Source organism: Aerococcus urinae (genome assembly GCF_001543175.1).
Lineage (GTDB): Bacteria > Bacillota > Bacilli > Lactobacillales > Aerococcaceae > Aerococcus > Aerococcus urinae.
The window spans coordinates 1,313,909-1,336,620 of record NZ_CP014161.1; the positions used below are offsets into that span (position 1 = coordinate 1,313,909).

20 protein-coding genes and 2 riboswitches are annotated in these 22,712 nt (G+C 42.1%); of the genes, 5 read left to right on the forward strand and 15 right to left on the reverse strand.

The features are described 5' to 3' along the window. Positions 1 to 14 precede the first annotated feature (14 nt). The 3 genes from AWM73_RS05990 to AWM73_RS06000 form a co-directional block, all read right to left on the reverse strand. Entirely contained in the window at positions 15 to 707 is a 693-nt protein-coding gene (locus AWM73_RS05990; RefSeq protein ID WP_060778524.1) for an N-acetylmannosamine-6-phosphate 2-epimerase, read from the reverse strand. Continuing rightward, on the reverse strand, positions 704 to 1,576 hold the full coding sequence (locus AWM73_RS05995) for a MurR/RpiR family transcriptional regulator (protein ID WP_060778525.1): 873 nt from the start codon (positions 1,574 to 1,576) through the stop codon (positions 704 to 706). The genes AWM73_RS05990 and AWM73_RS05995 overlap by 4 nt, the downstream gene beginning before the upstream one ends. A gap of 206 nt (positions 1,577 to 1,782) precedes the next feature. Beyond that, positions 1,783 to 2,499 carry a tyrosine-protein phosphatase gene (locus AWM73_RS06000; protein ID WP_060778526.1) on the reverse strand — a complete coding sequence of 239 codons (717 nt, stop codon included), beginning with the start codon at positions 2,497 to 2,499 and terminating at the stop codon, positions 1,783 to 1,785. A 211-nt stretch (positions 2,500 to 2,710) separates the two neighbouring features. On the opposite strand from AWM73_RS06000, the gene AWM73_RS06005 reads away from it, so the two are divergent. Beyond that, the gene (locus AWM73_RS06005) at positions 2,711 to 4,225 is read left to right on the forward strand and encodes an FAD-dependent oxidoreductase (protein ID WP_082702875.1); all 1,515 of its coding nucleotides are present in this window, start codon (positions 2,711 to 2,713) and stop codon (positions 4,223 to 4,225) included. A gap of 254 nt (positions 4,226 to 4,479) precedes the next feature. Continuing rightward, entirely contained in the window at positions 4,480 to 5,022 is a 543-nt protein-coding gene (locus AWM73_RS06010) for a TetR/AcrR family transcriptional regulator (RefSeq protein ID WP_060778527.1), read from the forward strand. 29 nt (positions 5,023 to 5,051) lie between these two features. Here the strand turns inward: AWM73_RS06010 and AWM73_RS06015 are convergent, their stop codons facing one another. Continuing rightward, complete coding sequence (locus tag AWM73_RS06015) at positions 5,052 to 5,957, reverse strand: LysM peptidoglycan-binding domain-containing protein (RefSeq protein ID WP_060778528.1); 906 nt, start codon at positions 5,955 to 5,957, stop codon at positions 5,052 to 5,054. Between the two features lie 88 nt (positions 5,958 to 6,045). After that, positions 6,046 to 7,314 (reverse strand): CAP domain-containing protein, encoded by a 1,269-nt coding sequence (locus AWM73_RS06020; protein WP_060778529.1) that lies wholly within the window; start codon positions 7,312 to 7,314, stop codon positions 6,046 to 6,048. 359 nt (positions 7,315 to 7,673) lie between these two features. Between AWM73_RS06020 and AWM73_RS06025 the strand changes: the two genes are divergently transcribed. After that, on the forward strand, positions 7,674 to 8,303 hold the full coding sequence (locus AWM73_RS06025) for a sigma factor (protein ID WP_060778530.1): 630 nt from the start codon (positions 7,674 to 7,676) through the stop codon (positions 8,301 to 8,303). A gap of 4 nt (positions 8,304 to 8,307) precedes the next feature. Further along, positions 8,308 to 9,456 (forward strand): anti-sigma factor domain-containing protein, encoded by a 1,149-nt coding sequence (locus AWM73_RS06030; RefSeq protein ID WP_060778531.1) that lies wholly within the window; start codon positions 8,308 to 8,310, stop codon positions 9,454 to 9,456. A gap of 90 nt (positions 9,457 to 9,546) precedes the next feature. Here AWM73_RS06030 and deoC read toward each other — a convergent pair whose 3' ends face one another. The 6 genes from deoC to AWM73_RS06060 form a co-directional block, all read right to left on the reverse strand. Continuing rightward, a complete protein-coding gene (deoC, locus tag AWM73_RS06035; RefSeq protein WP_060778532.1) occupies positions 9,547 to 10,224 on the reverse strand; it encodes a deoxyribose-phosphate aldolase in 678 nt (225 codons plus the stop codon). 34 nt (positions 10,225 to 10,258) lie between these two features. Beyond that, complete coding sequence (locus AWM73_RS06040) at positions 10,259 to 10,957, reverse strand: DUF3800 domain-containing protein (protein ID WP_060778533.1); 699 nt, start codon at positions 10,955 to 10,957, stop codon at positions 10,259 to 10,261. A gap of 80 nt (positions 10,958 to 11,037) precedes the next feature. Then, on the reverse strand, positions 11,038 to 12,774 hold the full coding sequence (locus AWM73_RS06045) for an ABC transporter ATP-binding protein (RefSeq protein WP_060778534.1): 1,737 nt from the start codon (positions 12,772 to 12,774) through the stop codon (positions 11,038 to 11,040). Beyond that, positions 12,775 to 14,514, reverse strand: coding sequence for an ABC transporter ATP-binding protein (locus AWM73_RS06050; RefSeq protein WP_060778535.1), 1,740 nt, complete (start codon positions 14,512 to 14,514; stop codon positions 12,775 to 12,777). Positions 14,515 to 14,635: 121 nt separating this feature from the next. Then, positions 14,636 to 15,178, reverse strand: coding sequence for a folate family ECF transporter S component (locus tag AWM73_RS06055; protein WP_060778536.1), 543 nt, complete (start codon positions 15,176 to 15,178; stop codon positions 14,636 to 14,638). A gap of 64 nt (positions 15,179 to 15,242) precedes the next feature. Then, a riboswitch (THF riboswitch) is annotated at positions 15,243 to 15,334 on the reverse strand. Positions 15,335 to 15,433: 99 nt separating this feature from the next. Beyond that, positions 15,434 to 16,618 (reverse strand): cation:proton antiporter domain-containing protein, encoded by a 1,185-nt coding sequence (locus AWM73_RS06060; protein WP_060778537.1) that lies wholly within the window; start codon positions 16,616 to 16,618, stop codon positions 15,434 to 15,436. Positions 16,619 to 16,667: 49 nt separating this feature from the next. After that, positions 16,668 to 16,754: riboswitch (Fluoride riboswitch) on the reverse strand. Between the two features lie 265 nt (positions 16,755 to 17,019). On the opposite strand from AWM73_RS06060, the gene AWM73_RS06065 reads away from it, so the two are divergent. Beyond that, complete coding sequence (locus AWM73_RS06065) at positions 17,020 to 18,120, forward strand: YkvI family membrane protein (RefSeq protein WP_060778538.1); 1,101 nt, start codon at positions 17,020 to 17,022, stop codon at positions 18,118 to 18,120. A 58-nt stretch (positions 18,121 to 18,178) separates the two neighbouring features. Here AWM73_RS06065 and AWM73_RS06070 read toward each other — a convergent pair whose 3' ends face one another. The 4 genes from AWM73_RS06070 to AWM73_RS06085 all read right to left on the reverse strand — a co-directional run bounded on the left by AWM73_RS06070 (position 18,179) and on the right by AWM73_RS06085 (position 22,614). Continuing rightward, entirely contained in the window at positions 18,179 to 18,847 is a 669-nt protein-coding gene (locus tag AWM73_RS06070) for an ABC transporter ATP-binding protein (RefSeq protein WP_060778539.1), read from the reverse strand. Between the two features lie 28 nt (positions 18,848 to 18,875). After that, positions 18,876 to 19,943 carry an ABC transporter permease gene (locus AWM73_RS06075; protein WP_060778540.1) on the reverse strand — a complete coding sequence of 356 codons (1,068 nt, stop codon included), beginning with the start codon at positions 19,941 to 19,943 and terminating at the stop codon, positions 18,876 to 18,878. A 267-nt stretch (positions 19,944 to 20,210) separates the two neighbouring features. After that, positions 20,211 to 21,545, reverse strand: a complete 1,335-nt coding sequence (locus AWM73_RS06080; protein WP_060778541.1) for a C1 family peptidase — start codon at positions 21,543 to 21,545, stop codon at positions 20,211 to 20,213. Between the two features lie 337 nt (positions 21,546 to 21,882). Further along, positions 21,883 to 22,614 carry a YebC/PmpR family DNA-binding transcriptional regulator gene (locus AWM73_RS06085; RefSeq protein ID WP_060778542.1) on the reverse strand — a complete coding sequence of 244 codons (732 nt, stop codon included), beginning with the start codon at positions 22,612 to 22,614 and terminating at the stop codon, positions 21,883 to 21,885. Between the last annotated feature and the right edge of the window lie 98 nt (positions 22,615 to 22,712).

Genomic DNA, 22,712 nt, shown 5'->3' on the forward strand with positions numbered 1-22,712 from the left:
ACTGTTCCTCCTTATTATTCATCCAAAGCCTGGATAAAGCGTTGGGCAATTTCTTTAGGCCGGGTAATCGCCCCGCCAACAACAATACCTTTAGCGCCCAGGTCTTGAATCTTCTTGGCTTGACTGGGATAGTGAATTTTTCCTTCAGCAATCACATCACAACCGGCTTCGACCAGTTGGCTAATCAAGTCATAATTGGGTCCATCAATATTTTCGCTATAATCGGTATAACCTGCCAAAGTCGTTCCGACAAAGTCAATCCCTTCTCGGTGGGCATTAAGGCCTTCTTCAAAGGTTGAAATATCAGCCATAAATAATTGCTTTGGATATTTCTCCTTAATTTGGTGGATAAATTCATTGACCGTTAGCCCATCATGGCGTTTGCGGTCAGTCAGGTCCAGGGCGATCACTTCACAACCCGTTTCAACCAGTTGGTCAATTTCATCCATAGTAGCCGTGATGAAGGGTTCTTCAGGTGGGTAATCTTTCTTGATAATTCCAATAATGGGGAGGTCGACAACTTCCTGGATTTGTTTAATATCTCTCACTGAATTGGCCCGTAAACCAACCGCTCCAGCCTCCTGAGCAGCCTTGGCCATTAAAGGCATAATGCCTCCTTCTTCGGTATAGAGGGGTTCGCCTGGTAGGGCTTGGCAAGAAACAATTAAGCCGCCAGAGACTTGGTCGATAAATTCTGCTTTATTCATTTGCTATCAATCTCCTTTTTTTCTTTAATATATAAATTATCGCGATCAGGATTTACATTTAATGATTTTAAACTTTGTTGGAAGTTGGCTTGACGTTTGAAGCGGTCTTCTTCCATTAAATAGTCATAAATCACATCACACATGACTATCAGGGGCAATTGGGGAGAAATACGATTACCAAAATTAAGGTTTTTGACACTGGCAATTTTAATCAGGTTATCTAAATCCTGATTCTTATTGGCATTGCTATGGGCCGTAAATAGAACAGTATAGGCCTGATTTTGCTTGGCCGCATGGAGGGCTTGGTTTATGACCTCTGTATGACCTGAAACTGAAAAGCCTAGCACACATGATTTGGCATTAACTACCACATTATGAACCCGGATTAAGTCATAGTCAGTAATAGCCTGACAAGGAAAACCTAGTCGCATCAGTCGTTGACTAAACTCACGAGCAGCCAGTCCAGAACTGCCGATACCATAGATATAGATCTGGTCTTGATTAATCAAGGCATTCACTAGGTCATGAATATCATTTTCATCAAGTAAGTTATAGCTTTTATTGATGATGGCATTGTAGTCCGAGAGCACCCTCATGGTGTGTTTGTTAGAAGTCTCGATCCTCCGATGCCTAGGCATTTGCTGGTACTCAAACAAAAATTCCCGATAGCCCTTGAAACCTAATTTTTTGGCAAAGCGGGTAAAGGTGGAATCCGAAACATGAAGTTTCTTACCCAGTTGGTCAACCGCTAAATCCCCCTCGCCTGGATCAGCCTGGATAAAATAATCGCCAATGATTTTCTCCCCAGGGGATAAGGATTCATAAGATGCTTCAATTAAAGGAATAATGCTATCAGTAAACTTTTTCATTTTGCCCTCCTTTCCAGCTGTAATCGCTTTCACCTATAATCATAGACTTTTGTGAATGCATTTTCAATATTTAATTTAAAAAGTGGTTCTTCTTTCAACTATTTACGTAATCTTCCTGCCCACTTGAAAGTAAAATTAGTCACAAAAAAGGCCCTTGCCAAACGACAAGGACTAAATAAGAGTCAGATCAACTTAAATTTTCTTAATCAATACAGCAAATTCTTTATGGCTTCAATTTCCTGATCTTGGTAGCCTAAGTGACGGAAATAATTCTCAATGGAGGTGTATTTTGTCATAAAATCACGGTTAAAATTTTCCATAATTTCTGGATAAGATCGGTTCACATTTTGAATGTGGCCTTCCTTAATAATCCTAGGGTCATGCTTGATATAGGCATAGGAGACTTGGTAATCGGCAACAATATCTACTAGGGGGAGTCCAGCTGCCTTATAAATCAAATAAGTAATCACCCCAGTCCGGTCCTTACCAGCACTGCAATGGATGACCGTCCCCCAACCCTTGGCCTTATTGCTCAATAACTGGTCAAAAACCCCTTTAATAGCTGAGTAATTATCACAATATTCTAAATAGCGAATGGCCATAAAATAAGGATCATCACTTTCTTTGGCCAATTGGGCTGATCGCCCCACATCCTGGCCTCCACTTAAGTTAATATTTTGATAATCCTTGAGAAGATTTCGATAGGGATTAGGCTGTTTTTCAGTTTCCTTGGGGGCCCGTAAGTCAATAATGGCTTGAACATTTAAGTCTTTTAACCTGTCTAGGTCAGCCTCATCAATGCCAAAGAGCATGGACGATCGGAAATACTTGCCCCGGGGAAGCCATTGGCCCGACTCCTTATAACAGCCACCAATATCACGAAAATTACAAATTTCATTAAAGGGATAACGCAAAATATCCACCCTTTCCTCTCGACTAGGTCATTTATCTGCATTTAGAATAGCACAAAAAGGCCAACTGAAGTAGTACGCAGTCCCTATGAGACATTATTCAGCTTTTGTCTTAATATTAGACACTTTCAGAATTATGAATCTTTTTCTTATTCTAATTTCTATTATCATAAGTTTTGTAGACAACATAATGAAAAATTCGAATAGATCGGGAGGATTTAACATGGATGCTAACTTGAAAATTACTAAAGAGTTAGATTGTGACGTGTTGGTTGTAGGAGCTGGTAATGCAGGTATGCAGGCAGCAGCTGCGGCTGCTGAAGCAGGTAGCAAAACAATTCTGATTGAAAAAGAAGAAAACGAGAATATGTTACGCTTATCAGTTGCGGCTGTTGGTTCCAAATCGCAAAAAAGAGCTGGTAATTATATTGATAAACATGATTTAGTCAATTACATGACTGCTTTTGCTCAAGGCCGAGTGGATCAAAAACTCATTTATACCTGGGCCAATCACTCTGCTGAAACTGTAGACTGGACAGAAGAGCAAGTCTTAAAGCCCAATGGACTGAGCTGGCGGTCGGAACCCGATGCTTTTAATAGAAATTTACGCTACCAAGCTTGGCCAACTCAAAATGATCCAGAGCTTGATAATAACAAGGGAAAACTATCTCCCTATACTCCATTTTTCATCGAAAAATTAAAAGACCTCGGCGTTGATATTCATTTCAAGTTAGCTATGAAATCTATCAATAAAGAAAGCGGAAAAGTTACTGGAATCATCGCTTACGACCTTGAAAATGAGATTTACCTCAAAATCAATGCTAAAAAAGGAACCATCCTGTGTACGGGAGGATATTCTGCCAATACTGAACTCTTGGAAAAATGGAATCCCCTCTCTCTTAAGAAAAATGTTACCAATGATTCCCCTAGGGCCAATGGTGATGGTATTGTCGAAGCTATAAAAGTTGGTGGCTGGAAGGATGAAGAACCTGCTCAACTGGTCTTTGATAGGGGCATGTATAAGCCTGGAGAAGAGGCAACTAAGGTCTATAAAGAGTCAGAAGAATTCGGAGATTGGCTCTGGTTAGGCAGTCAACCCTTCTTAAAGGTAAACAAAAATGGAGAAAGATTTGCTAACGAATCCTCTCCTTATGAGTATATCTTGAATGCTGCAGCCTACGAACCGGACTATGCCTATGCAATGATCTTTGACGCTAATTATGGAGATGACGCTTTAGAAAATCATATGGTGGGCTGTGCACGTATTGGATTCCCAGGATATATGCTGAGCAAAGAAGCCTTAATCGAAAACACTGAAAAGTATATCGATAAAGGATTTGTTCAAGTTGCAGATAGCTTAGAAGAACTTGCTGAAAAACTACAAATGCCAAAAGATAAGCTGATCCAAACCGTTGAACGTTATAATGAATGTTGCGAAAAAGGCATCGATGAAGATTTTGGCAAGGAAAAAATGAGACTTCACCCTGTAAAACAAGGACCATACTATGGCGTTTATTTAGCTGGTAGAAATCTTTGCACCTTGGATGGATTAAGAATTAACACCAATATGCAGGTTATTGATAAAAATTACGATCCAATCCCTGGCCTCTATGCAGCTGGTAATGACTCTGGTGGATTCTTCTGCGGATCCTATAGTGAAAGATTACCAGGACTAGCTGCCAGTCGTGCTCAAACCTTTGGGAGACTTGCTGGAAAACACGCCGCTCAACAAGACTAATGTGTTTTGCTAAGGCAATATTTTTACAACATTTGCTGAATTCTTGATTTTTAGCATAAAAATTTCAATAGACTTGTCTATTCAAAAGACCTCCGCCTAGACTAGGTAGAGGTCTTTTATTGTTTATAATGTTAGCGCTTCTTTTATTTACAGCCTAATCATATGTTAAAATAGACTAAATGAAAATAATCACAAAGTCACCAATGTCTCATTATGAGATATTTCACCTTTCTTGTCGCAAGGGGATAAATTAAATGAATACAAAAATCATTATTTTTTTAGCTTTAGAAAAATTATTAAAGAGCAAGCCATTTGAGAAAATCACCGTGATTGAAATTGCCCAAGCGGCTCATATTTCCCGGGCCACCTTCTACCGTCACTTTGAGGATAAGTTTGACCTGGCCAATTGGTATTACCGACAAAAGGCTGAAGAGGTCTTCCAAGATACTAGTCAAGATTCCCCTTGGTACATTTTCTATGGTCTCTCCCTATTTATGGGCCAAGAAGATGCCACCTTTATGCAGGTCATGTTAAACGAACGGGGGCAAAATTCCTTTTTTGATTTCGTCTCTGATATCTTTTATGACTACTGGTTGAGCCGCTATCAAAAAAATATTCACCGGCCTAGCAATGCCAAAGAGCGCTTTGCCCTAGCCATTTGGTCTCGGGGCGGGGCCAGTGTCTGGCAATACCGCTTAAATACACAAAAGCGCCTGGAAGCCAAAGAAATGGCCGATTTATTTGAATTCTCCATGCCTGACTTTCTCAAAGCAAGCGAAAAAACAAGCAGCGATTAATCACCAAAATAAATCGCTGCTTGTATTTTTTAATTAGTCTGAGTCTCAGTTAACAAAACATAGTAAAGTTGGCAGGTCTTATTGACCTTATCATAAGTTAGGTCAAAATCCTGGTAGCGGTAAAGCCCTTGAAGCATTTGCTGGTAAAAGAGTGCTTGTCTGGAAAATAAGTGAAAGACTTCTTCTTCTGTAAGTGGCTTATTCTGGCCTTTCAAAAGAAAGGCTAGTTCAGTCACCACGCGCCCAGATGGATCTTGGTAACTATAGATCAGGGATTGGTCACTAAAGGCCCTGATTAAGAAGGCATGGTTATGGTCCACTGTCTTTAAAGGCACTAGACCATAATGGTCTCGTTCGCTATTGACGATATCTAAAAATGACTGATCATTCATGTCTTTCTCGCTTTCTTTAGCATGGTTGGATGACATTGTTAGACCCCCTTCATTCTCTTGGTCCCTGCTAGGCTCTAAATTCTGTTTAGTTTGAGCACCCTGGTCGAGCAAGCGCACTTGGGGTTTGGAAGACGCGGGCTCTTCCTCTGAAGGCCTTCCCTTTTCATTATTTTCTGGAGCTTCTGCCTTTTCCTGGTCAGGTTCTTCCTTGACAGACCATAAGTTCTTCAAAACCGTCCCAGTATTCAAGCGGTCCTCATATTCTAAGTCATTCTCATCAATTAATTGCATGACGTCTTTCTTAGTCGCCTGAGCTAATTGGGACAGTGTGTCGCCCCACTGGCTGACATAAACCTTAAGCCCATAACGCTGTTGGCGTTTCATTTCTTTTTGAATGTCAGTCACCGTCTTTTCTTTAAAAGGCTCTTTTAACATGGCTTCCAAGGCTCGGTCTTGGACCTTGGCTACTTTTTCTGCATGGCTTTTCTTATTGCCAACTTTTTTATTGCTTTTACTAGTCTTTTTCTTATCTGCTGGGGTCATAATAATAAGGCCTCCTTCATGATTACTGGTAAACCTTATTATATAGGAAAGCTACTTTTTTCACCGGAAAAAGCCTTTTTAATCGTCCTTACTGGCCAAGAATTTGGGCGGAGTAAACTAAGATATAGTCCCCATCTTGAACAAATTCAAGTCCTACAGCTTGAGAATTAAAGCCAGGATCAATCATATTTTCATAGTGACCAGGACTAGCCTTCCAATTATCAAATAAGTCCTGGGCGATAGCTTGAGGACTAGTGCCCGCTTGAGTATAACTTTGTTGGATATTCTCACCTACATAGTTTCCAGCCCCTTCAAAACCGCTAGCGGTGTTAAAAGCCTGGCCATTAGGACGGGTATGGGAGAAAACATCGATAATTTCCTTGGTACGGATATCCGATGCTGCTTGATAAGCATTACCATAGGAGAGGCTTGAAAGGCCAAGACTTTGCCGCTCAGCATTGACTAAGTCATGGAAATGAGCCACGACAGCTTCTTCCATGGACACGCCTTGATCAAGGACAGGTTGACTGGTTGAAGTCTGGTCAGCGATAGGCTGCTTTTCACCAGTATTCTCTGCGCTTGGCTGGTCGGTTTGACTTTGATTGGACGGCTCTTGGTCATGGTCAGCTTTTGAGTCGCCTTGAGGGTTTTCTAGACGCTGATTTTCTTTAGGTTGAGACGGTTGTCCTTGACCTTGAGGCTTTTTATCATGGCCTTCATTGATGTCGTCATCTTGGTCATCATCAAGACCATCGTTATCGTCGTCTTGGTCATCGTCATAATCATCTAAGTCATCATCATAGTCATATTCATAATCTAAAACCGCTGCATTCAAGCCGTCAATTAAGTATTCATATTCATTGGCACCGTGCTCAAATTCAACTTCATAAACCAAGCGCCCGTCTTCTTCATCAACTTCAATTTCTAGGTCTCTAATCTCTGCTTCAGCGACACCACTGTGAACTAAGGAAGCTTCTAAGGCAGTGGTCCCATTAATTGCTTGGACTTGAGGATTTTGCTGGTTGACTTCATTATAGTCATCCGCATGGTCGTCATCAACTTCTCCTTGGTAATGGCTATAGGCAGCCGGCGCTGGAGTTGGAATTGGCGATGAATGCTGAGCTGGAAGAGTGTAATAGACCTCGTCATCATCGTCCCAGTCATCATCATCGTCGTAATCATCGTAGTCGAAATCATCATTGTCATAGTCATCGTAATCGTCATAATCGTAACCTTCATAGATGTCGTCGTAGTCATCAAAATCATCATATTCATCGGCTTTCACTTGATCACTTAAGCCAAAGACCCCTAAACCTACCGCACTCAACCCTAATAATAATTTCTTATTCAATTCCATTCTAATACTTCCTTTCTCACTTCCATATTTTTGAAATAATGATTAGCTGAAATGGATTCCTTTGCAGCTATCACTACTTAATACAAGGACGGGGAAATCTTTAGGGACCTTTTTTGATTTATTTTTTAAAAAAGGTCTTTTATTTTAGGAATCCGGACCAAATCCACTGGATTAGGGCTAAAAGCATACTTCTTAAATCATTTTTGCTATAGTTAAAGTGGATTTATTTTTTAATAAAGGAATTTTTAGCTTAAATGGTCATTTTTAATAAAAAAAGGCCCTAAAATCCATAATCGCTTTGTATTATCTAGTAGACAGGCCCCTCCTTAGATGAGTGGCTGATAAGGAGAGAAAAATTTATGGTGGATAAAGACCAGCGGGATGCCCTGATCAAGGAGCATTTCGGTTTTATTATTAATACTGTTTCGGAAGTGACCGGACGCTATGTGGAAGTGGGTAATGACGATGCCTTCTCCGTAGCCCTCTTAGCCTTTGATGAAGCGATTGATCGCTATGATGAAGACCGTGGCCACTTCCTCGCCTTTTGTAAACTAGTGATAAAAAGTCGGGTGTTAACCCATTTAAAGCAAGAAAACCAGCAAGAAGCGGATGAGTCACTGAATGACCTTCATGAACAAGGCTTTGACCCTAAAGATGATAAGGCTCAAAGTAATTTCGATATGAAGGCAGAAATCGAATCCTGGAAGGAAGACTTGGCAGACTTTTCCATCACACTAGAGAAATTAGCCGACGAAGCTCCTAAACACCAGGATACCAGAGAACGGGCCATTGATATTTCTGAGGCTTCCAGTAAGAAAAGGTCCATTACCGACCACCTCTTTACTAAGAAACGACTTCCCATACGGAAAATGAGCCGGATGTTCTCGGTAACTGAAAAAATAATTAAAGGAAGTAAAACCTTTATCATTTCAGTCATAATTATTTTCTTTAAAGAATACCAGCAGCTAATTGCTTGGATTAGGGGGTGAAGAGATGTACCAAGAAGTTGTTATTATCGAAGTTAAAGAAGACTATAGCTTAGCTATGACCCGGACTGGCCAAGTTCTACGGATTAAGAACAAAGGGACTATGCATGTAGGCGCAACTATCTATATTACTGAGGCTGACCTTATCCAAAAAACAGGTCAAGACAAAGTTGTTCCGATAAGGTCAAAAAGAAAAACTACAGCTAAGCCTTGGTGGAAGGCCCTAGCCCTAGCAGCAATGGCCCTCCTACTGATCGGTACAGGAACTTGGGCCAGCCAATGGTTGAACCGGGAAAATGCTATAGCCGTTGGGCAAAATCCAAGTGTTCAGGTAACAACTAACCGAGACCAGCAAGTCACCGGTGTCTATGACGCCAATGCCCAACCTCATTCAGATAGTGACTTCAAGGGCCAAGCTCTAAATGACGTTCTCGATGACCTATTGAATAGTATCAATTATCCTGAAAATGAAAACGTCCTAGTCGCTATGACTAAAACTGATGAGGACTCTATGCGTGAGATTGAAGAAGCCATTAGCAAATATTTCCAAGACAAGGGCTATTCTGGCGACCTGATCTTCTTAAGGGGGGAAGCCAGTGAATTCCGGGCTACCAAAGAAGCTGGTACAGCCTTTACTTCCTACTTAGTGGACCAGTACCAACTTGACATTTGGAAGAAGGACCAAAATGATGACCTCTCCGACCAGGAAAAAGCTAGTCGCCTCAGCGGCCATGGCAGCTTCCGCTCGATTAAAGGTAAAAACAAGGCTGATGAAGAAAAGAAAAAAGATGATCAAGATAAAGAAGAAAAGGATAAGGAAGACGATCAAGAAGAAGACAAAGAAAATAAGAAGGAAGAAAACCAAGACTTTTCCAATGAATCAAAAGGCCAAAATCAACCAAACAATAATCAAGGAGAACGCGCGCCAAGAGCAACTCAACCCCAAGCAGGGAATGAAGAGCCAAGGCCAAGTCAAGCGCCTAACCGCCCAGCGCCCCAACCCAGCAACCCTGCACCCGCTCAACCTGCTCCTCAACCAGTTCAACCCCAAAGTCCACCAACATATTATCCAAGTAATGATGATTGGGACGATGACGACTGGGATGACGATGACTGGGATGATGACTGGGACGACGATGATTGGGATGATGATTAGTCTCTAATCCGACTGATATCATCCTATAAATAAAAACAAAGCCCTTACCGTTAGGAAAATTTTCCTAGCCGTAAGGGCTTTATTAGTTTGTTAATTCAATTTTTCTTTTAAGGCTTGAATAATTTCGACTCCAGCGCTGGTCCCAATGCGCTCAGCTCCTGCCTCAACCATGGCTAAGAAGTCTTCAGCCGTCCGGATCCCCCCGGCTGCCTTGACCTTGACCTGGTCACCAACTACTTCTTTCATCAGGCGGACATCAGCCAGCTTGGCTCCTGAGGGGCCAAAACCAGTTGAAGTCTTAATAAAATCAATCTTTACTTCTCTAGCGATTTGAGCCAGCTGTCTAATCTCATCGTCGCTTAAATAGCAATTTTCAAAAATGACCTTACTTATCACTTCTTGGTCTCGACAGAGTTCTGCCATGGTCTCCATCTCTGACTTGACGGTTTCCCAGTCTTGGTCCTTAACTGCGGTCAAATTCACCACATAGTCAATCTCATCAGCCCCAGCTTCAATAGCCATTTGAGTCTCTACACGTTTTGCATCAATGCTTAATTGCCCTAAGGGAAAAGCAATGGCCGCGCCGATATGAACATCCGTATCTTTTAAATACTTGCAACAGGTCTCCACCTGGAGCGGATTAATAGCTACCATGCGAAAATGATAGTCGATGGCCTCCTGGCAGAGTGCTTGGATAGCCTGGCTACTGGCATCAGCATGCAAATTGGTGTGGTCAATCATTTGCGCATAATCATCTAAGGTCTTCATACTTTCCTTCCTTTCGCGAACAATCCGTGACAGCTTAATCTTCACTCATAAAGTCGAGGTTATTTTTACCCAGAGGAAAGAAGCGCCGTCCCCCAATTCGACAATGGTCCAAGAGATCTAAACTCACTTGGTCAACCTCCCCATTGGCTTCATTACGGGCAATACGAAAGACCGTATTGGCAAAGATATCCGCCACTTGGATCATATCCCGCTCCTTGGAATCCTGGTATTCCACCTGGACATCGGCTAAGCGTCTCTTTTCAATGGTGAATTTAATCTGCAGGTATTCTTCTAAGGAATTCAAGGATTGGATGGCTTGGTTGCGGTTATCAATCATCAGATAAAGTTTTTCTTGACGGTCTTGGTGGGAATGAACGATGGCCCCTACCGCTAAACCAATAAAATAGTTAAAGGTTAAGGCTGGGATCCGCAGCAAATTATCATAAAGTTGAAAATTATCAATAACTAAATAATGAAAAGTCAAGTCAGTTTCTTTAGTCATGGCATCAAATACCGCCGCCTTCATGTCATTAGGCATCATCGATCCCTTAATTTCTTGGTGGATATCTAAATTACTTTCTGGATGCTGGTCTAGGTATTCCTTCTTGGCCTGGCGAAAAACACTACGGACCTGTTTCTGGTCCCCTGTCTCGGCAAAGGCCATGACAAAGTAACGCGAATTTTTCTTATGGTCGGTGGTAATCATCCCGGATTCATCCACAAAAAGTTGCACAGTCTCTCTCCTCCTTCACTTAAGCCCTATATCTAGGTCCAGTGTAACACGGCGAGTCAATTAGCCAAAGCCAGATCCGCTTAAGTCTGACGATCGAATTGACTATTGTATAAGTTGTAATAAAAACCGTGTTTATCAAGTAATTCTTCATGCCGCCCTTGTTCCACCACCTGTCCTTGGTCAAGAACTAAGATTGTATCGGCTTCTTGAATGGTTGACAGCCGGTGGGCGACAACAAAACTGGTCCGCCCTTCCATCAGTTTATCGAAGGCCGCTTGGACAGCCTGTTCCGTAACGGTATCGATGGAACTCGTCGCTTCATCGAGAATTAACATGTCAGGATCAGTCAGGAGGATCCGGGCAATACAAATCAACTGCTTTTGCCCCGTGGAAATATTGGCCCCGCCCTCTTCCAGTATGGTGTTGTAGCCCTCTGGCATTTGTTCAATTAAGCGGTGTAAACTCGCCGCCTGGGCTGCTTGGATAATTTCTTCTTGACTGGCCTCTGCCTTGCCGTAAGCAATATTTTCAGCCACAGTCCCTTGGAAAATCCAGGCATCTTGGAGAACCATACCAAACAATTGGCGGACTTGGTTCCTAGGCATGTCCTGGGTATCAATGTTATCAATGAGAATCTGTCCAGCGTCGGGTTCATAGAAGCGCATTAACAAGTTGATTAGGGTAGTTTTTCCGGCTCCGGTTGGCCCTACAATGGCCACGGTATCCCCTGCTTTGACATGACAAGTGAAGTCTTCAATCAAGGGGTGATTAGGATCATAGGAAAAGTAAAGATCTTGAATGGTTACTTGACCCTGACAGTCGCTGAGAACCACTGGATCTCCCTCAGACTCAGCATCCGCCTGGTTTAAAAAGTCAAAAATACGCTGAGCAGCTGCTAGAGCCGTTTGCATTTCGTTAATGACGGCTGAAATTTCATTAAAGGGCTGGGTATATTGGTTGGCATAGGTGAGAAACGAGGAATAAAGTCCCACAGTTAGCTGACCATTGACTACCGCAAAGGCGCCATAAAGCCCCACTGCTGCATAAACCATGGCATTTAAAAGCCGGGCAGTAGGATTAATCAAGGCCCCGTAAAATTGAGAAATTACCCCACTCTCATGCAAGCGCTGGTTGATGGCATCAAAACGTTCTTGGCTCCGCTCTTCATAGGTGAAACTCTTTACCAAGTATTGGTTGTTGGCCATTTCATCCATGTAGGCCCCTAATTCACCGCGCAAGGCCACTTGCTCTTGAAAATAACGGTAGGTTCGGTTGGCAATCAAGGAAGAAACAAGTACTGAAATGGGCGTCAAAACGATCACAATCAGGCCAATCTTGGCATTGAGCGACAGCATCATAATGATAATCCCTACAATCGTCGCCAGGCCAGAAAACAGGGAAGTAAAACTTTGCAAGAGGCCATTACTGAGGTAATCAACATCGTTAATAGCCCGGCTAACAATATCCCCATAGGCATGCTGATCCAAATAAGACAAGGGAAGTGATTGAATTTTATAGAAGACCTCTTGCCGTAATTGGTGAGAGATTCGATAGGATAAGCGGCTGGCTAGGTCATTTTGTAGGTAAGAAGCCAAGGCCGCTGAAAGTGCTAAGAGAATGAGCAGCCCAATAGCTCGTCCCAAAGCGGAGAAATCTACCGCCCCGGCCGCAACTAATAAATTCACTGACCGACCAATTTGAATTGGAATCAGAATTTGAAAAAGTACGGCTAGGGTCGAAGCCACTAAGATCCCCACAAAATAGCCAGGGAAGGTTTTTATATATTGAACTAGGCGTTTACTGGTTTCAACTGGCATCTAGGCTTCCCCCTTTCCGTTACTTTTTGGATATTGGCTAGCGTATATTTTTTGGTAAGTTGGGCAAGTCGCTAAGAGCTCTTCATGGCTAGCAAAGCCAACTAATTCCCCATGGTCTAAGACTAATATTTTATCGGCATGTAAAATCGAGGAAATCCGTTGGGAAACCATGATGAGGGTCTGTTCTTTTTCCAAAAGCACTTGTCGTAAGCGCCCTTCAGTTGCAAAGTCTAAGGCCGATACCGCATCATCTAAGATAATCGCCCGGCTGGGTTGGGCCAGGGCTCGGGCAATAGTTAGCCTTTGCCGCTGCCCCCCAGAAAAATTCATCCCACCTTGGTCAACCGGAGTATCCAGCCCCTGGGCCTGCTTGATAAAGTCAGCCGCTTGAGCATCTTCTAAGGCCTGCCACAAGTCAGCGTCAGAGATAGCTGGCTGGTCCATCTTCAAGTTATCTCGCAAGCTTCCCTTGAAGAGGACTGCCTTTTGAGGAACCAAGGCAATGGCTTGGCGTAAACTTTTTAAAGAGAGACTTTCGATCGCTTGTCCGTTAATCATGATGTCCCCATTTTGCTTTTGGTTGAAGGCTAAGATCAAGTTAACCAAGCTCGTTTTGCCTGCTGCAGTACCTCCAATAATACCGATAAATTCACCAGCATGAATTTGAAAGCTTAGGTCGCTTAGGAGAGGCCGGTCACTGTAAGAAAAATTCACCTGGTCAAAAGTGATTTCTAAAGGCCCGGTGGATTGTGCCAGGTCGTTTTTGCTGTTTTTATCCGAAGCAGACTGTTCTTCACCTGCTACCGGCAAGGCTAAAAAGTCATCAATCCGGCGGGCAGAAGCGAAGCCTCGGCTTAAGACCACTAGTAAGCGCACTAAAACACTCAAGGCTAAGAAGATACTAGTCATATAGGAAGTTAAAGCGATAATTTCTCCCTGCATTAAATAAGCATTATTCACTAAGCAGCCCCCAAAATAGAGAATCAGTCCGATAGCAATATTAACCACCGATAAAGAAATGGGTGTCGCCAGCGCTTGGACCTGGCCTACCCGAATTTGTTGGTCGACTAAGTGGTCATTTTCTTTCTGGAAGCGGTGGATCTCTGTTTTTTGGTTAACAAAGGCCCGGATGACTCGAATCCCATTGAGATTTTCACGGACCACTTGGCTCAAGCGGTCTAAGCCATGCTGGATGCCTTGATAACGACGGTTTGAATTGAGGGTAATCCCTGTAAAGGCTAGGCCCAAAATAAAGCCAGCAATAATAAAAATGGGAGACAACTGGGGACTAATCAGATAAGCCATAATAATGGACCCGATGACAATCACCGGTGAACGCGAGGCTAGGCGTAACGCTCTGGCCACTGCTTCTTGAATATTATTGGTGTCATTGGTTACCCGGGTAACTAAGGAATCCGCTCCCACCTGGTTGAGCTGATTTAAGGTCAACTGGTTAACTTGGTCAAAGAGTGCCGACCTTAATCGAGTTCCTACTGTCTGCATAGTCACTGAAGCGTACCACTGACACACTAAGGCAAAACAATAACCTAAGAATGGCAAAAGCACTAAAAGCAAGCCCCGCTGCCAAATATAGGTCGTATTGCCAGGATTAATCCCCTTATTAATCAAATCAGCCATAACATAAGGAACCATTAGCTCTAGGACCGCTTCAATCAGCTTGGCGGAAAAAGCTAATATTTCTTTTCCCTTATTTTCTAATATCACATCTTTAACTCGCATAAATAGACTCCTGTTTTCTTTTTCTTCTCACTATGGTACTCCAATGCAAGAAGCTGGGCAAATTTTTGTCAATAAAAAACGAGTCCGAAGACTCGTCTCTTAAATCATTTAAATCAAATTATTAATGGGCACTTTGGCTGCGCATGTTCTTGACGGCCCGACTTCTTTCGATCATCTTGAAAATAATAATCAGAAGAAATAAATCTACTGGAAATAGTACCGCTGTACGAATGATTCTAGCCCAGGCAAATAAACCGGACTGGTACATCATATTGAGCCATAAAGGCGTTAAGAATAATGAGATCGATACCGTAGTCAAGACTTTAGCGATTAGAATTCGTTTCAAGTTATAGCCTTGACGGAATAGGACAAAGCCATAAATCAAACCGGCTAAGACCGCATTGAAGGTAAAACCAGGAAAGAAAAAGCCACTTGGACTCAGAACAAAACCAATCACATCACATAAACCAGCGCCAATTCCTGCATAGATAGGTCCGTAAAAAGCCCCCATAATAGCTAATGGTATAAAGGCAAAACTGATTTCTAGGGTTGGTCCTAGAACTAAACGGAATTGGTTGAGTAAGAGGTTTAAAGCCATCAATAAACCCATACCCGTAATCACCCGTGATGAGGCGACATCTAAAGGTAACCATTTTCTAAACATAATAAAAAAACCCTCCTAATATACATTGGAGAGGCCCAAAAAGGGACATTACACTCGATGGCATTTGAGCGAATGCGGATTAACATCGCGAGTAATCTCTTCGTCCAGCAGCAACATTCCGTCCACTGACACTTAACGCATTAATCCTACTCTCAGTGAATATTATAGACTTCTTCACTTGAAAGTAAAGCCCATTCTTTACAAAGTGATAAAAACAAGGCTCAGGCTATTGTTAGCGCTGAACCCTATTTTTACTTATTTCACTTCTTTTTCTAAGAGTCTTTGATAAGTCAGGTCAATTCCAAAGGCCCCTAAGGGTGCAGTAATTAAGATGGCAACTACCGAAACCGTTAATATAATTTCACCGGTTCCTAGTCCCATCGCCAATGGAACTCCACCGATTGCTGCTTGAACCGTTGCTTTAGGCAAGTAGGCAATCACTGAAAATAAGCGTTCTTTAAGACTAAGATGAGTCTTAGCTAGGGAAAGTAGGACACCCATTGACCGGAAGATTAAGACTAGAGCAATCAAGAGGACCGGTTGCCAACCTGCTTGAAAGGCATAGGAAATATTGACAGAGGCGCCCACTAAGACAAAGAGCAAAATTTCACCAGGAATCCATAATTTATTATAGTATTGGCCGAGATCGACCGCCTTTTCTGAGTCTAGACGATTGATCACAAGCCCCATAGCCATTACCGCTAATATTCCTGAGAATGGGATAGCTGGCAGGATTTTCTCCACCGATACCAAAACAAAGGATAGGGATAAGAGTAAGATTAATTGCTTGGCAGTGCTCAAGGCAAAACGATCAAAGAGGCTATTTAAGCCAGCTCCCAAAAGCCCACCGATTAAGAGCCCTAGAATAATAGAAAGCGGGATAGTCAGAAGTTGGGTGACTTGGAAACTTCCTCCTTGAGCGACAGATAAGAAGGAAGAAAAGAGAACCAAGACATAGATATCATCAGCTGACGACCCGGCTAGGATAATTTGTGGGATTTGCTTTTCGGTCCCATAGCCTTTTTCAATCAAATTCAACATTTTAGGAACTACCACTGCTGGTGATACAGCTCCCAATACTGTCCCTAAAACCATGGCATCTGCTTGACTAATGCCTAGGATCCTTGGAGCTAAAAGACTCGTGGCTATGATTTCAAAGGTTGCGGGTAGAAAACACATCAAGAGCGCTGGCCTGCCGACCTTGATAAGACCGCGCACATCCAATGATAAGCCGGCCCGGGTAAGAATAATAATTAGGGCCACCTGTCTTAAATCAGCAGAAAGGTCTAAGATGGTCGGATCCAATAAATTGAAAGCATAGGGTCCTAATACTATCCCTAAAAATAGAAAACCAACCAAACTTGGAATCTTAAAGGCCCTACAGATGCAGTCTACCAGGAGACCAAAAATAAAAATATAGGCAAAACTTAACAGTAACATACTTCTACTCCTTTTCTTTTCAAGCAAAAAAGCTGATGCCCTTCTGCTTTTATTTGCAGAAGTCATCAGCTCATAAGCAATTCTTATGCGCGGTTTAGGAGTAAATCCTGGGAAGACATTCATTTCCTTGGTCTAAGCATAAATAATTATCATTTTTCTGTCAAGGAACTTTTCACTTTTTACTTTAACCCAAGCAAAAAAACAAAAATGTATCAGGTCTTCTAGTGAAATATTTAACTAAAGCTTATCCTTTACCTCTTTCTGATGATAATTCATAAAGAAGTAAAGAATATAGGCAAGGAAAATTTGTTTCTAATTAATGAAAGCGCTTTATTTTAAAATAAAAACCACTCTGCTATACTGGCCATAGGATACTAATTTATTTGTAAGGAGGATTTTATATGAAGTCAGGACGTTTCATGCGTTTAATTACCATTGCCTTGGCTTATGTCGGGGTGATTGTCGGAGCCGGATTTGCTAGTGGGCAAGAAGCCTTTCAATATTATGTTGCCTTTGGTCGTGAAGGTATTTATGCTTTAATCTTATCTTGCTTTTTCTTTGCTATGGGCGGCTATTTACTTTTAGTCTATGGTTTTCGTTATTCAGCTGAGGACCACCGCATTGTTTTTGACAAAATTTCCAGCCCTATCATTGCTAAATTGATTGACCCTGCTATCAATTTATCCTTATTTTTAATTGGTTTTGTAATGATTGCCGGAGCGGGTACTAACTTAAAACTGATCTTCTCCTTGCCCACCTGGGTAGGCAGCATTTTATTGACAGTATTACTAATTTTAACCGCCTTTTTGGATACCACCAAGGTCACTCAATTAATCGGTGCCATTACACCCTTTGTTTTAATCTTAATTATAGGGGCTTCAATCTATACCCTGATAGCTTCCCCTATCCCCTTCTCTGAATCCTTGGACCTGGCCCAAAAAGCAGAAACCTCCCTCCCCAATTGGTGGGTATCTGCCATTAATTATACTTCACTAGGGATCATGACCTGCGTTTCCATGGCCATTGTGATTGGGGGTAACCAAGAATCTTCCTTTGAAGCAGGTCTAGGTGGCATACTCGGCGGACTCGTGACAACACTCTTACAAGCAGCAGCTTATATTACCATTGTAGGTAATATTCAACGCTTGGATACTAATGAAATGCCCATGCTTATGGTCCTCGATGATATCCATCCCCTGCTGGGCGCTGTAATGGGTGTGGTGGTCTTTGGAATGATCTTCAACACCGCTATCGGCATGTTTTATCCTTTAGCCAAACGCTTCTCCTATAACCAACCTCAGCGGGTCCCCAAGCTAATGATTCCAATGGTTCTCGTGGGACTGGGACTTTCTGCTTTCGGATTTACCCGTTTGGTCTCCTATGTTTATCCTTTTATCGGTTACTTGGGTGTCTTCGTTTTCTTGCTCCTCCTAGTTCAATTTATCCGTCACCGGGACGATATTCTCCACGGAAAAGTTGATTTAGATCAGTCTAAAGACTAAAAAAGAAAGCAACAAGGAAAAACAGTTGGCTAATTTAAAGCAGCCAACTGTTTTTTTATTAACGGCTTTCCTTCAGAACACCATCACGCATTTCAAAAACCCGATCACAGTGTTGGATTAAGCGGGTATCATGGGTGACCATTATAATAGCCTTATTTTTTCCCTTACTCTCTCTAGCTAATATATTAACCACTTCAAAAGCCCTTTGACTATCTAATGAAGCAGTTGGTTCATCAGCCAGGATGATAGTAGGGTCAGGATAGAGAGCCCGAGCAATAGCTACCCTTTGCCGTTCCCCGCCTGACAAGTCTGCTGGATACTTATTTAATAAGTGGTCCACTCCCAGTTCTTGGAATAGGTCTTGGGCATAGGCTGCATGACTGTGGCCTTGGATTTTATCGACTAAGCGTAATTGATCTTTAACCGTTAAATAGGGAATTAAGTTAGAAGCTTGTAAGATAAAGCCAATTTCCTGGAAACGGCGCTTTGCCCTGTCCTTTTCCTTTAAAGTGGAAAAGGCTTGGCCCTTCACCCTTACTTCACCTTGGCTAGGACTTTGCAAGCCTCCACTCAGGGTTAGAAAGGTCGATTTTCCAGAACCTGAAGGCCCCACAATGGCGACAAATTCCCCATCATTCACGGAAAAATCAGTTGGCTTTAAAGCTTCAATTATTTGATCGCCGTCTTGAAAGGATTTAGAAACATGGATTAATTCAATGGCTTTCATATAAACACTCCTTTACTCAATTTCTGTTTTAGGCCATGGCTTCGAGAGGGTCAACCTTAGCAATGGCTCTGACTGAGAATAGAGCCGCCATGACCGCTGCAATGATGATTAAAATGCCCACTAGGAGGAAATACTCCCAAGTTAAAGCAAAGGGCACCGCTGCTGGCAGTAAATAAGCAGAAGCCAAAGTTGCCAGCAAGGCGAAAGCCACCCCAAGACTGGCTAAGAGGAAACTTTGGCCAAGAACCGACTTAGCAATATAGCTGGTTGCAATGCCTTGGGCCTTCATAACGCCAAAGATTGGCGCCTTTTGCATGGTTAGGACATAGATAAATATGCCAACCACCACAGCTGCAATCACAATCAGAAAACCAATCATAAAGTTAAAAGTCACCACCTGAGCCCGGTAACCGGGAATATCTTGAATAAAGTCTTCAATACTTATGGCCTCCAAGTCCTCAGGAACATAGTGGGCTTGGCCACGAATTATGATGGCATTAATAAAATCTTTCTCCGGTATTTGCCCTAGGCCACTGTAGCGAATCTCTTTAAGGTCTTCTAAGCTAGTAAAGACAACCGGAGCGACAGAAAAGCGTTGATTTTTAGTAAAGCCAACAACTTTAATAGGGTGGTCCATATTAGCTACTTGCAGACTATCGCCAAGTTCCAGGCCATATTGGTCTTTCATACTTATATCAACCACCCCTTGACCAGGGGCATCAAACATCTTTCCGGCAACAATATCCGGTTTGAGAAATTCTTCCCCTTGAATCCCAAATAAGGCAACGTTAATCTTCTCACCCTCCTCATCCAATTTGACCACTCCCGGCATTTCCGAAAAGAGTGCCTTTTGGTCGGCAGTAATTTCATTGGCTAAATCTGCTTCAAAATTTGATTTTCCCAAGACATGGTTACTGTCGCTTGCCAATACAATTTGATCAGCTGACCAAGCATCCACGGCTAGACGGTTATCTTGGGCCAACCCATATGACAATCCGGTTAAAAAGAAAACCAAGTAAGCAATTAAAAACAAGAGTCCCGTAATTAATAAGTAGCGGACCTTGCTATGTATAATTTCTTTATAAGCTAAAAACATTTTTTCTTCCTCCTTCATCGAACAGGGACGATTATACGCCCCTCATATTTCTATAGCAAGCAAAATGAACCGCGTTCATTTTATTTTTTATAAAAGCTAAAAAGTGAATATTTAAAAGAGCCAATGCCCGATTTATTTTCTATCCAATAAAAAACAACCGCTATGCAGTTAGATTGCTTGCTGGAACTGGAAGTTGTTCCAAGCACAAGCAGTAATACAGCATGCGGTTGTTAGTTATTATATGAAGTTATTATTTATGATTTTAAATTAATGAACTTTAGCCAAAGAGCCCATTGGATCCCAAGGTTTTAGGTGGACAGGTTCTTGTTGGTATTCTTCTAATAATTTTTCATCAACGTAGCGGCTAGGAACGGTGATTTGGAAGGTATATTCATCGAACCAATCATCGGACATGGAGAAGATTCCTTCGTCTCCGACCTTCTTACCCCAAGAGTTTTCAACTTTCCAATGGGTAGGTTTGCCTTCCTTATCCAAGTTAACCCCTACTAAAACCATGGCATGGGTTAGGAGACTGACACTATAGTCAAGGCGTTCGGCTTTGTTTAAGGTATAGTTTTCACCCAAGGTATCTTGGTAGCGGTACATCTTGGTATCCATTAAGCCAAGTTCACGTTCACTCATCTTACCCACATCTGAACCAAACCAAACTGGATAGCCGTCTTTAATAGCTTTGATGGCTGCATCTTTAAGGGCTTCAATAGGTACGTTGAGATACTTAATCGGTTCACCTTCAACGATTGACCCTAAATAATCCACTGTATAAGTCTTATGGTAAGGTTTATCAGCAGTTGGTGCATTTAAGAGACTGACCATGTCGTTCACCTCGAGATTGGTATATTTTTGGAAGAATTCTTGTGGGGTAATGTCTTCAATCCGATGAAATTGGTCATCCTTGTCACGGTATTGATAGGTAAATTGACTTGGCACTTCCCCTAAGGCCTTTACTAAGACATTATAAATAAAGTAAAGTTGTTCATCACGTTTTGCTTCTAAGTCTGCCTTCGATTTGCCAGCTTCATGCATTTGACGTAAACGGGCCGCAAATTCACGGAGCTTGGTTTCTAAGACTTCATCCAAGAGATGGGTGTTAGAAGAATGGAAGGTTTCAGGCATGACTTCTTTTGGCACGGAACCATATTTCTTCAAGATATCCGCAAACATTTCCCATTGGCCCCCATCTTCACATGGCGTTTGGAGTAAATGCCAAACTAAGCGAGAGTCTTGGGCTTCATCAACCGTATCAATAATACTGGTTAAGAAGAAATTAGCCTTCTCTAACTTATCCCAGAATAGAGTATAAGATTGGGAGAATTCAAAAGTTTCTAGGTTTAATTTTTCCATGGTGGAAACCCGGGCAGTATTTAGGGCTGCGAACATCCAGCAGCGACCACTTTGTTTTTGGTTAGTGATCTTACCACGTTTGGTTTCTTCAGAGAATTTAAAGTCATGTTCTTGGCGAACTTGATAATTGACACTGGCCTTGTTAATGCCGACTTCACGGATGGCGTGTTCACTGGCACTATTTTTAGGGTCAGAATGATATTTTTCATGGAATTGTTGAATTAATTCTTGATTAATCATGCAATCATCGCTTCTTTCTATATCAGTTAGATTGAAAAATTTACCCCTACACTATAACATAATTTAGGGGTTCTGCTCAGCCCCTTTTTTGGGCTAAATATCAGGATAAAATAAAGAGGCTGCGACAAAAGTCTCAGCCCATTTTTTAAGTAAGAATGCTCTTATCAAAATATGTTCCTAGTGCAAGACAAGTAACCACGCTTGTCGCACTCTATCCAAACCTGCTCCGGATGCAGATCGACCTCCACTTCACTAAAGAGCAAGAAATTCTTTTCAAGAATTTTTGCTCTTTAGTTCCAGTGTTATCGATCTTTGGTGCATCCGTCGCACTCTATTATTACGCGTCTAGTTCGGTGTTATAATAGACGTTTTGGACGTCATCGTCGTCTTCTAATTTTTCAATAAGAGTTTCAAAGGTGGCTTTCTTGTCTTCAGGGAGGTCAATCATGGTTTTTGGTACCATGGTTAATTCAGAAGTGGCAAGTTTATAGCCTTTTTCTTCCAAGGCGTCACGAACAGCTCCAAAATCATTGGCCTCGGTATAAATTTCAAAGACTTCATCAGATGTTTGTAAGTCTTCAGCCCCCGCGTCAATGGCGTCCATAAACATGGTTTCTTCATCAACATCTAAGTCTTCACGTTCAATGGCGAGATAGCCTTTGCGGTCAAACATATAAGCCACTGAGCCACTTTCACCTAAGCTACCGCCGTTACGGTTAAAGATGGTCCGCACGTTGGTTAAGGTACGGTTGGTATTGTCGGTTAAGGTTTCCACAAAAACAGCAATTCCATTAGGACCGTAGCCTTCATAGGTGACTTCATCGTAATCTTCGCCACCAGCGGTATTACTACCTTTATCAATGGCCCGTTCAATGTTGGTCTTAGGCATGTTTGCTGCTTTGGCTTTGTCCATAACCATACGAAGTGATGGGTTAGCATCCGCATCTGGTCCACCTTGTTTTACCGCCATATAAATTTCACGCGATAATTTTTGGAAGATCTTAGCGCGTTTTGCGTCTTCAGCGCCCTTAGTATTTTTAATTTTGCTCCACTTATTATGTCCCGACACGAAACATACCTTCTTTCGTTTTTAGTCTATAATCTACAATTCTTAATTCTACCAAAAACAGCTAAATGGCGCAAGTTCAAGCTTCCGCTTTCACGGAC

Coding starts and splice junctions, on each gene's coding strand:
- AWM73_RS05990 (WP_060778524.1), bottom strand. CDS start 707: ATGAATAAAGCAGAATTTATCGACCAAGTCTCTGGCGGCTTAATTGTT.
- AWM73_RS05995 (WP_060778525.1), bottom strand. CDS start 1,576: ATGAAAAAGTTTACTGATAGCATTATTCCTTTAATTGAAGCATCTTAT.
- AWM73_RS06005 (WP_082702875.1), top strand. CDS start 2,711: ATGGATGCTAACTTGAAAATTACTAAAGAGTTAGATTGTGACGTGTTG.
- AWM73_RS06010 (WP_060778527.1), top strand. CDS start 4,480: ATGAATACAAAAATCATTATTTTTTTAGCTTTAGAAAAATTATTAAAG.
- AWM73_RS06015 (WP_060778528.1), bottom strand. CDS start 5,957: ATGACCCCAGCAGATAAGAAAAAGACTAGTAAAAGCAATAAAAAAGTT.
- AWM73_RS06020 (WP_060778529.1), bottom strand. CDS start 7,314: ATGGAATTGAATAAGAAATTATTATTAGGGTTGAGTGCGGTAGGTTTA.
- AWM73_RS06025 (WP_060778530.1), top strand. CDS start 7,674: ATGGTGGATAAAGACCAGCGGGATGCCCTGATCAAGGAGCATTTCGGT.
- AWM73_RS06030 (WP_060778531.1), top strand. CDS start 8,308: ATGTACCAAGAAGTTGTTATTATCGAAGTTAAAGAAGACTATAGCTTA.
- deoC (WP_060778532.1), bottom strand. CDS start 10,224: ATGAAGACCTTAGATGATTATGCGCAAATGATTGACCACACCAATTTG.
- AWM73_RS06045 (WP_060778534.1), bottom strand. CDS start 12,774: ATGCCAGTTGAAACCAGTAAACGCCTAGTTCAATATATAAAAACCTTC.
- AWM73_RS06050 (WP_060778535.1), bottom strand. CDS start 14,514: ATGCGAGTTAAAGATGTGATATTAGAAAATAAGGGAAAAGAAATATTA.
- AWM73_RS06055 (WP_060778536.1), bottom strand. CDS start 15,178: ATGTTTAGAAAATGGTTACCTTTAGATGTCGCCTCATCACGGGTGATT.
- AWM73_RS06060 (WP_060778537.1), bottom strand. CDS start 16,618: ATGTTACTGTTAAGTTTTGCCTATATTTTTATTTTTGGTCTCCTGGTA.
- AWM73_RS06065 (WP_060778538.1), top strand. CDS start 17,020: ATGAAGTCAGGACGTTTCATGCGTTTAATTACCATTGCCTTGGCTTAT.
- AWM73_RS06070 (WP_060778539.1), bottom strand. CDS start 18,847: ATGAAAGCCATTGAATTAATCCATGTTTCTAAATCCTTTCAAGACGGC.
- AWM73_RS06075 (WP_060778540.1), bottom strand. CDS start 19,943: ATGTTTTTAGCTTATAAAGAAATTATACATAGCAAGGTCCGCTACTTA.
- AWM73_RS06080 (WP_060778541.1), bottom strand. CDS start 21,545: ATGATTAATCAAGAATTAATTCAACAATTCCATGAAAAATATCATTCT.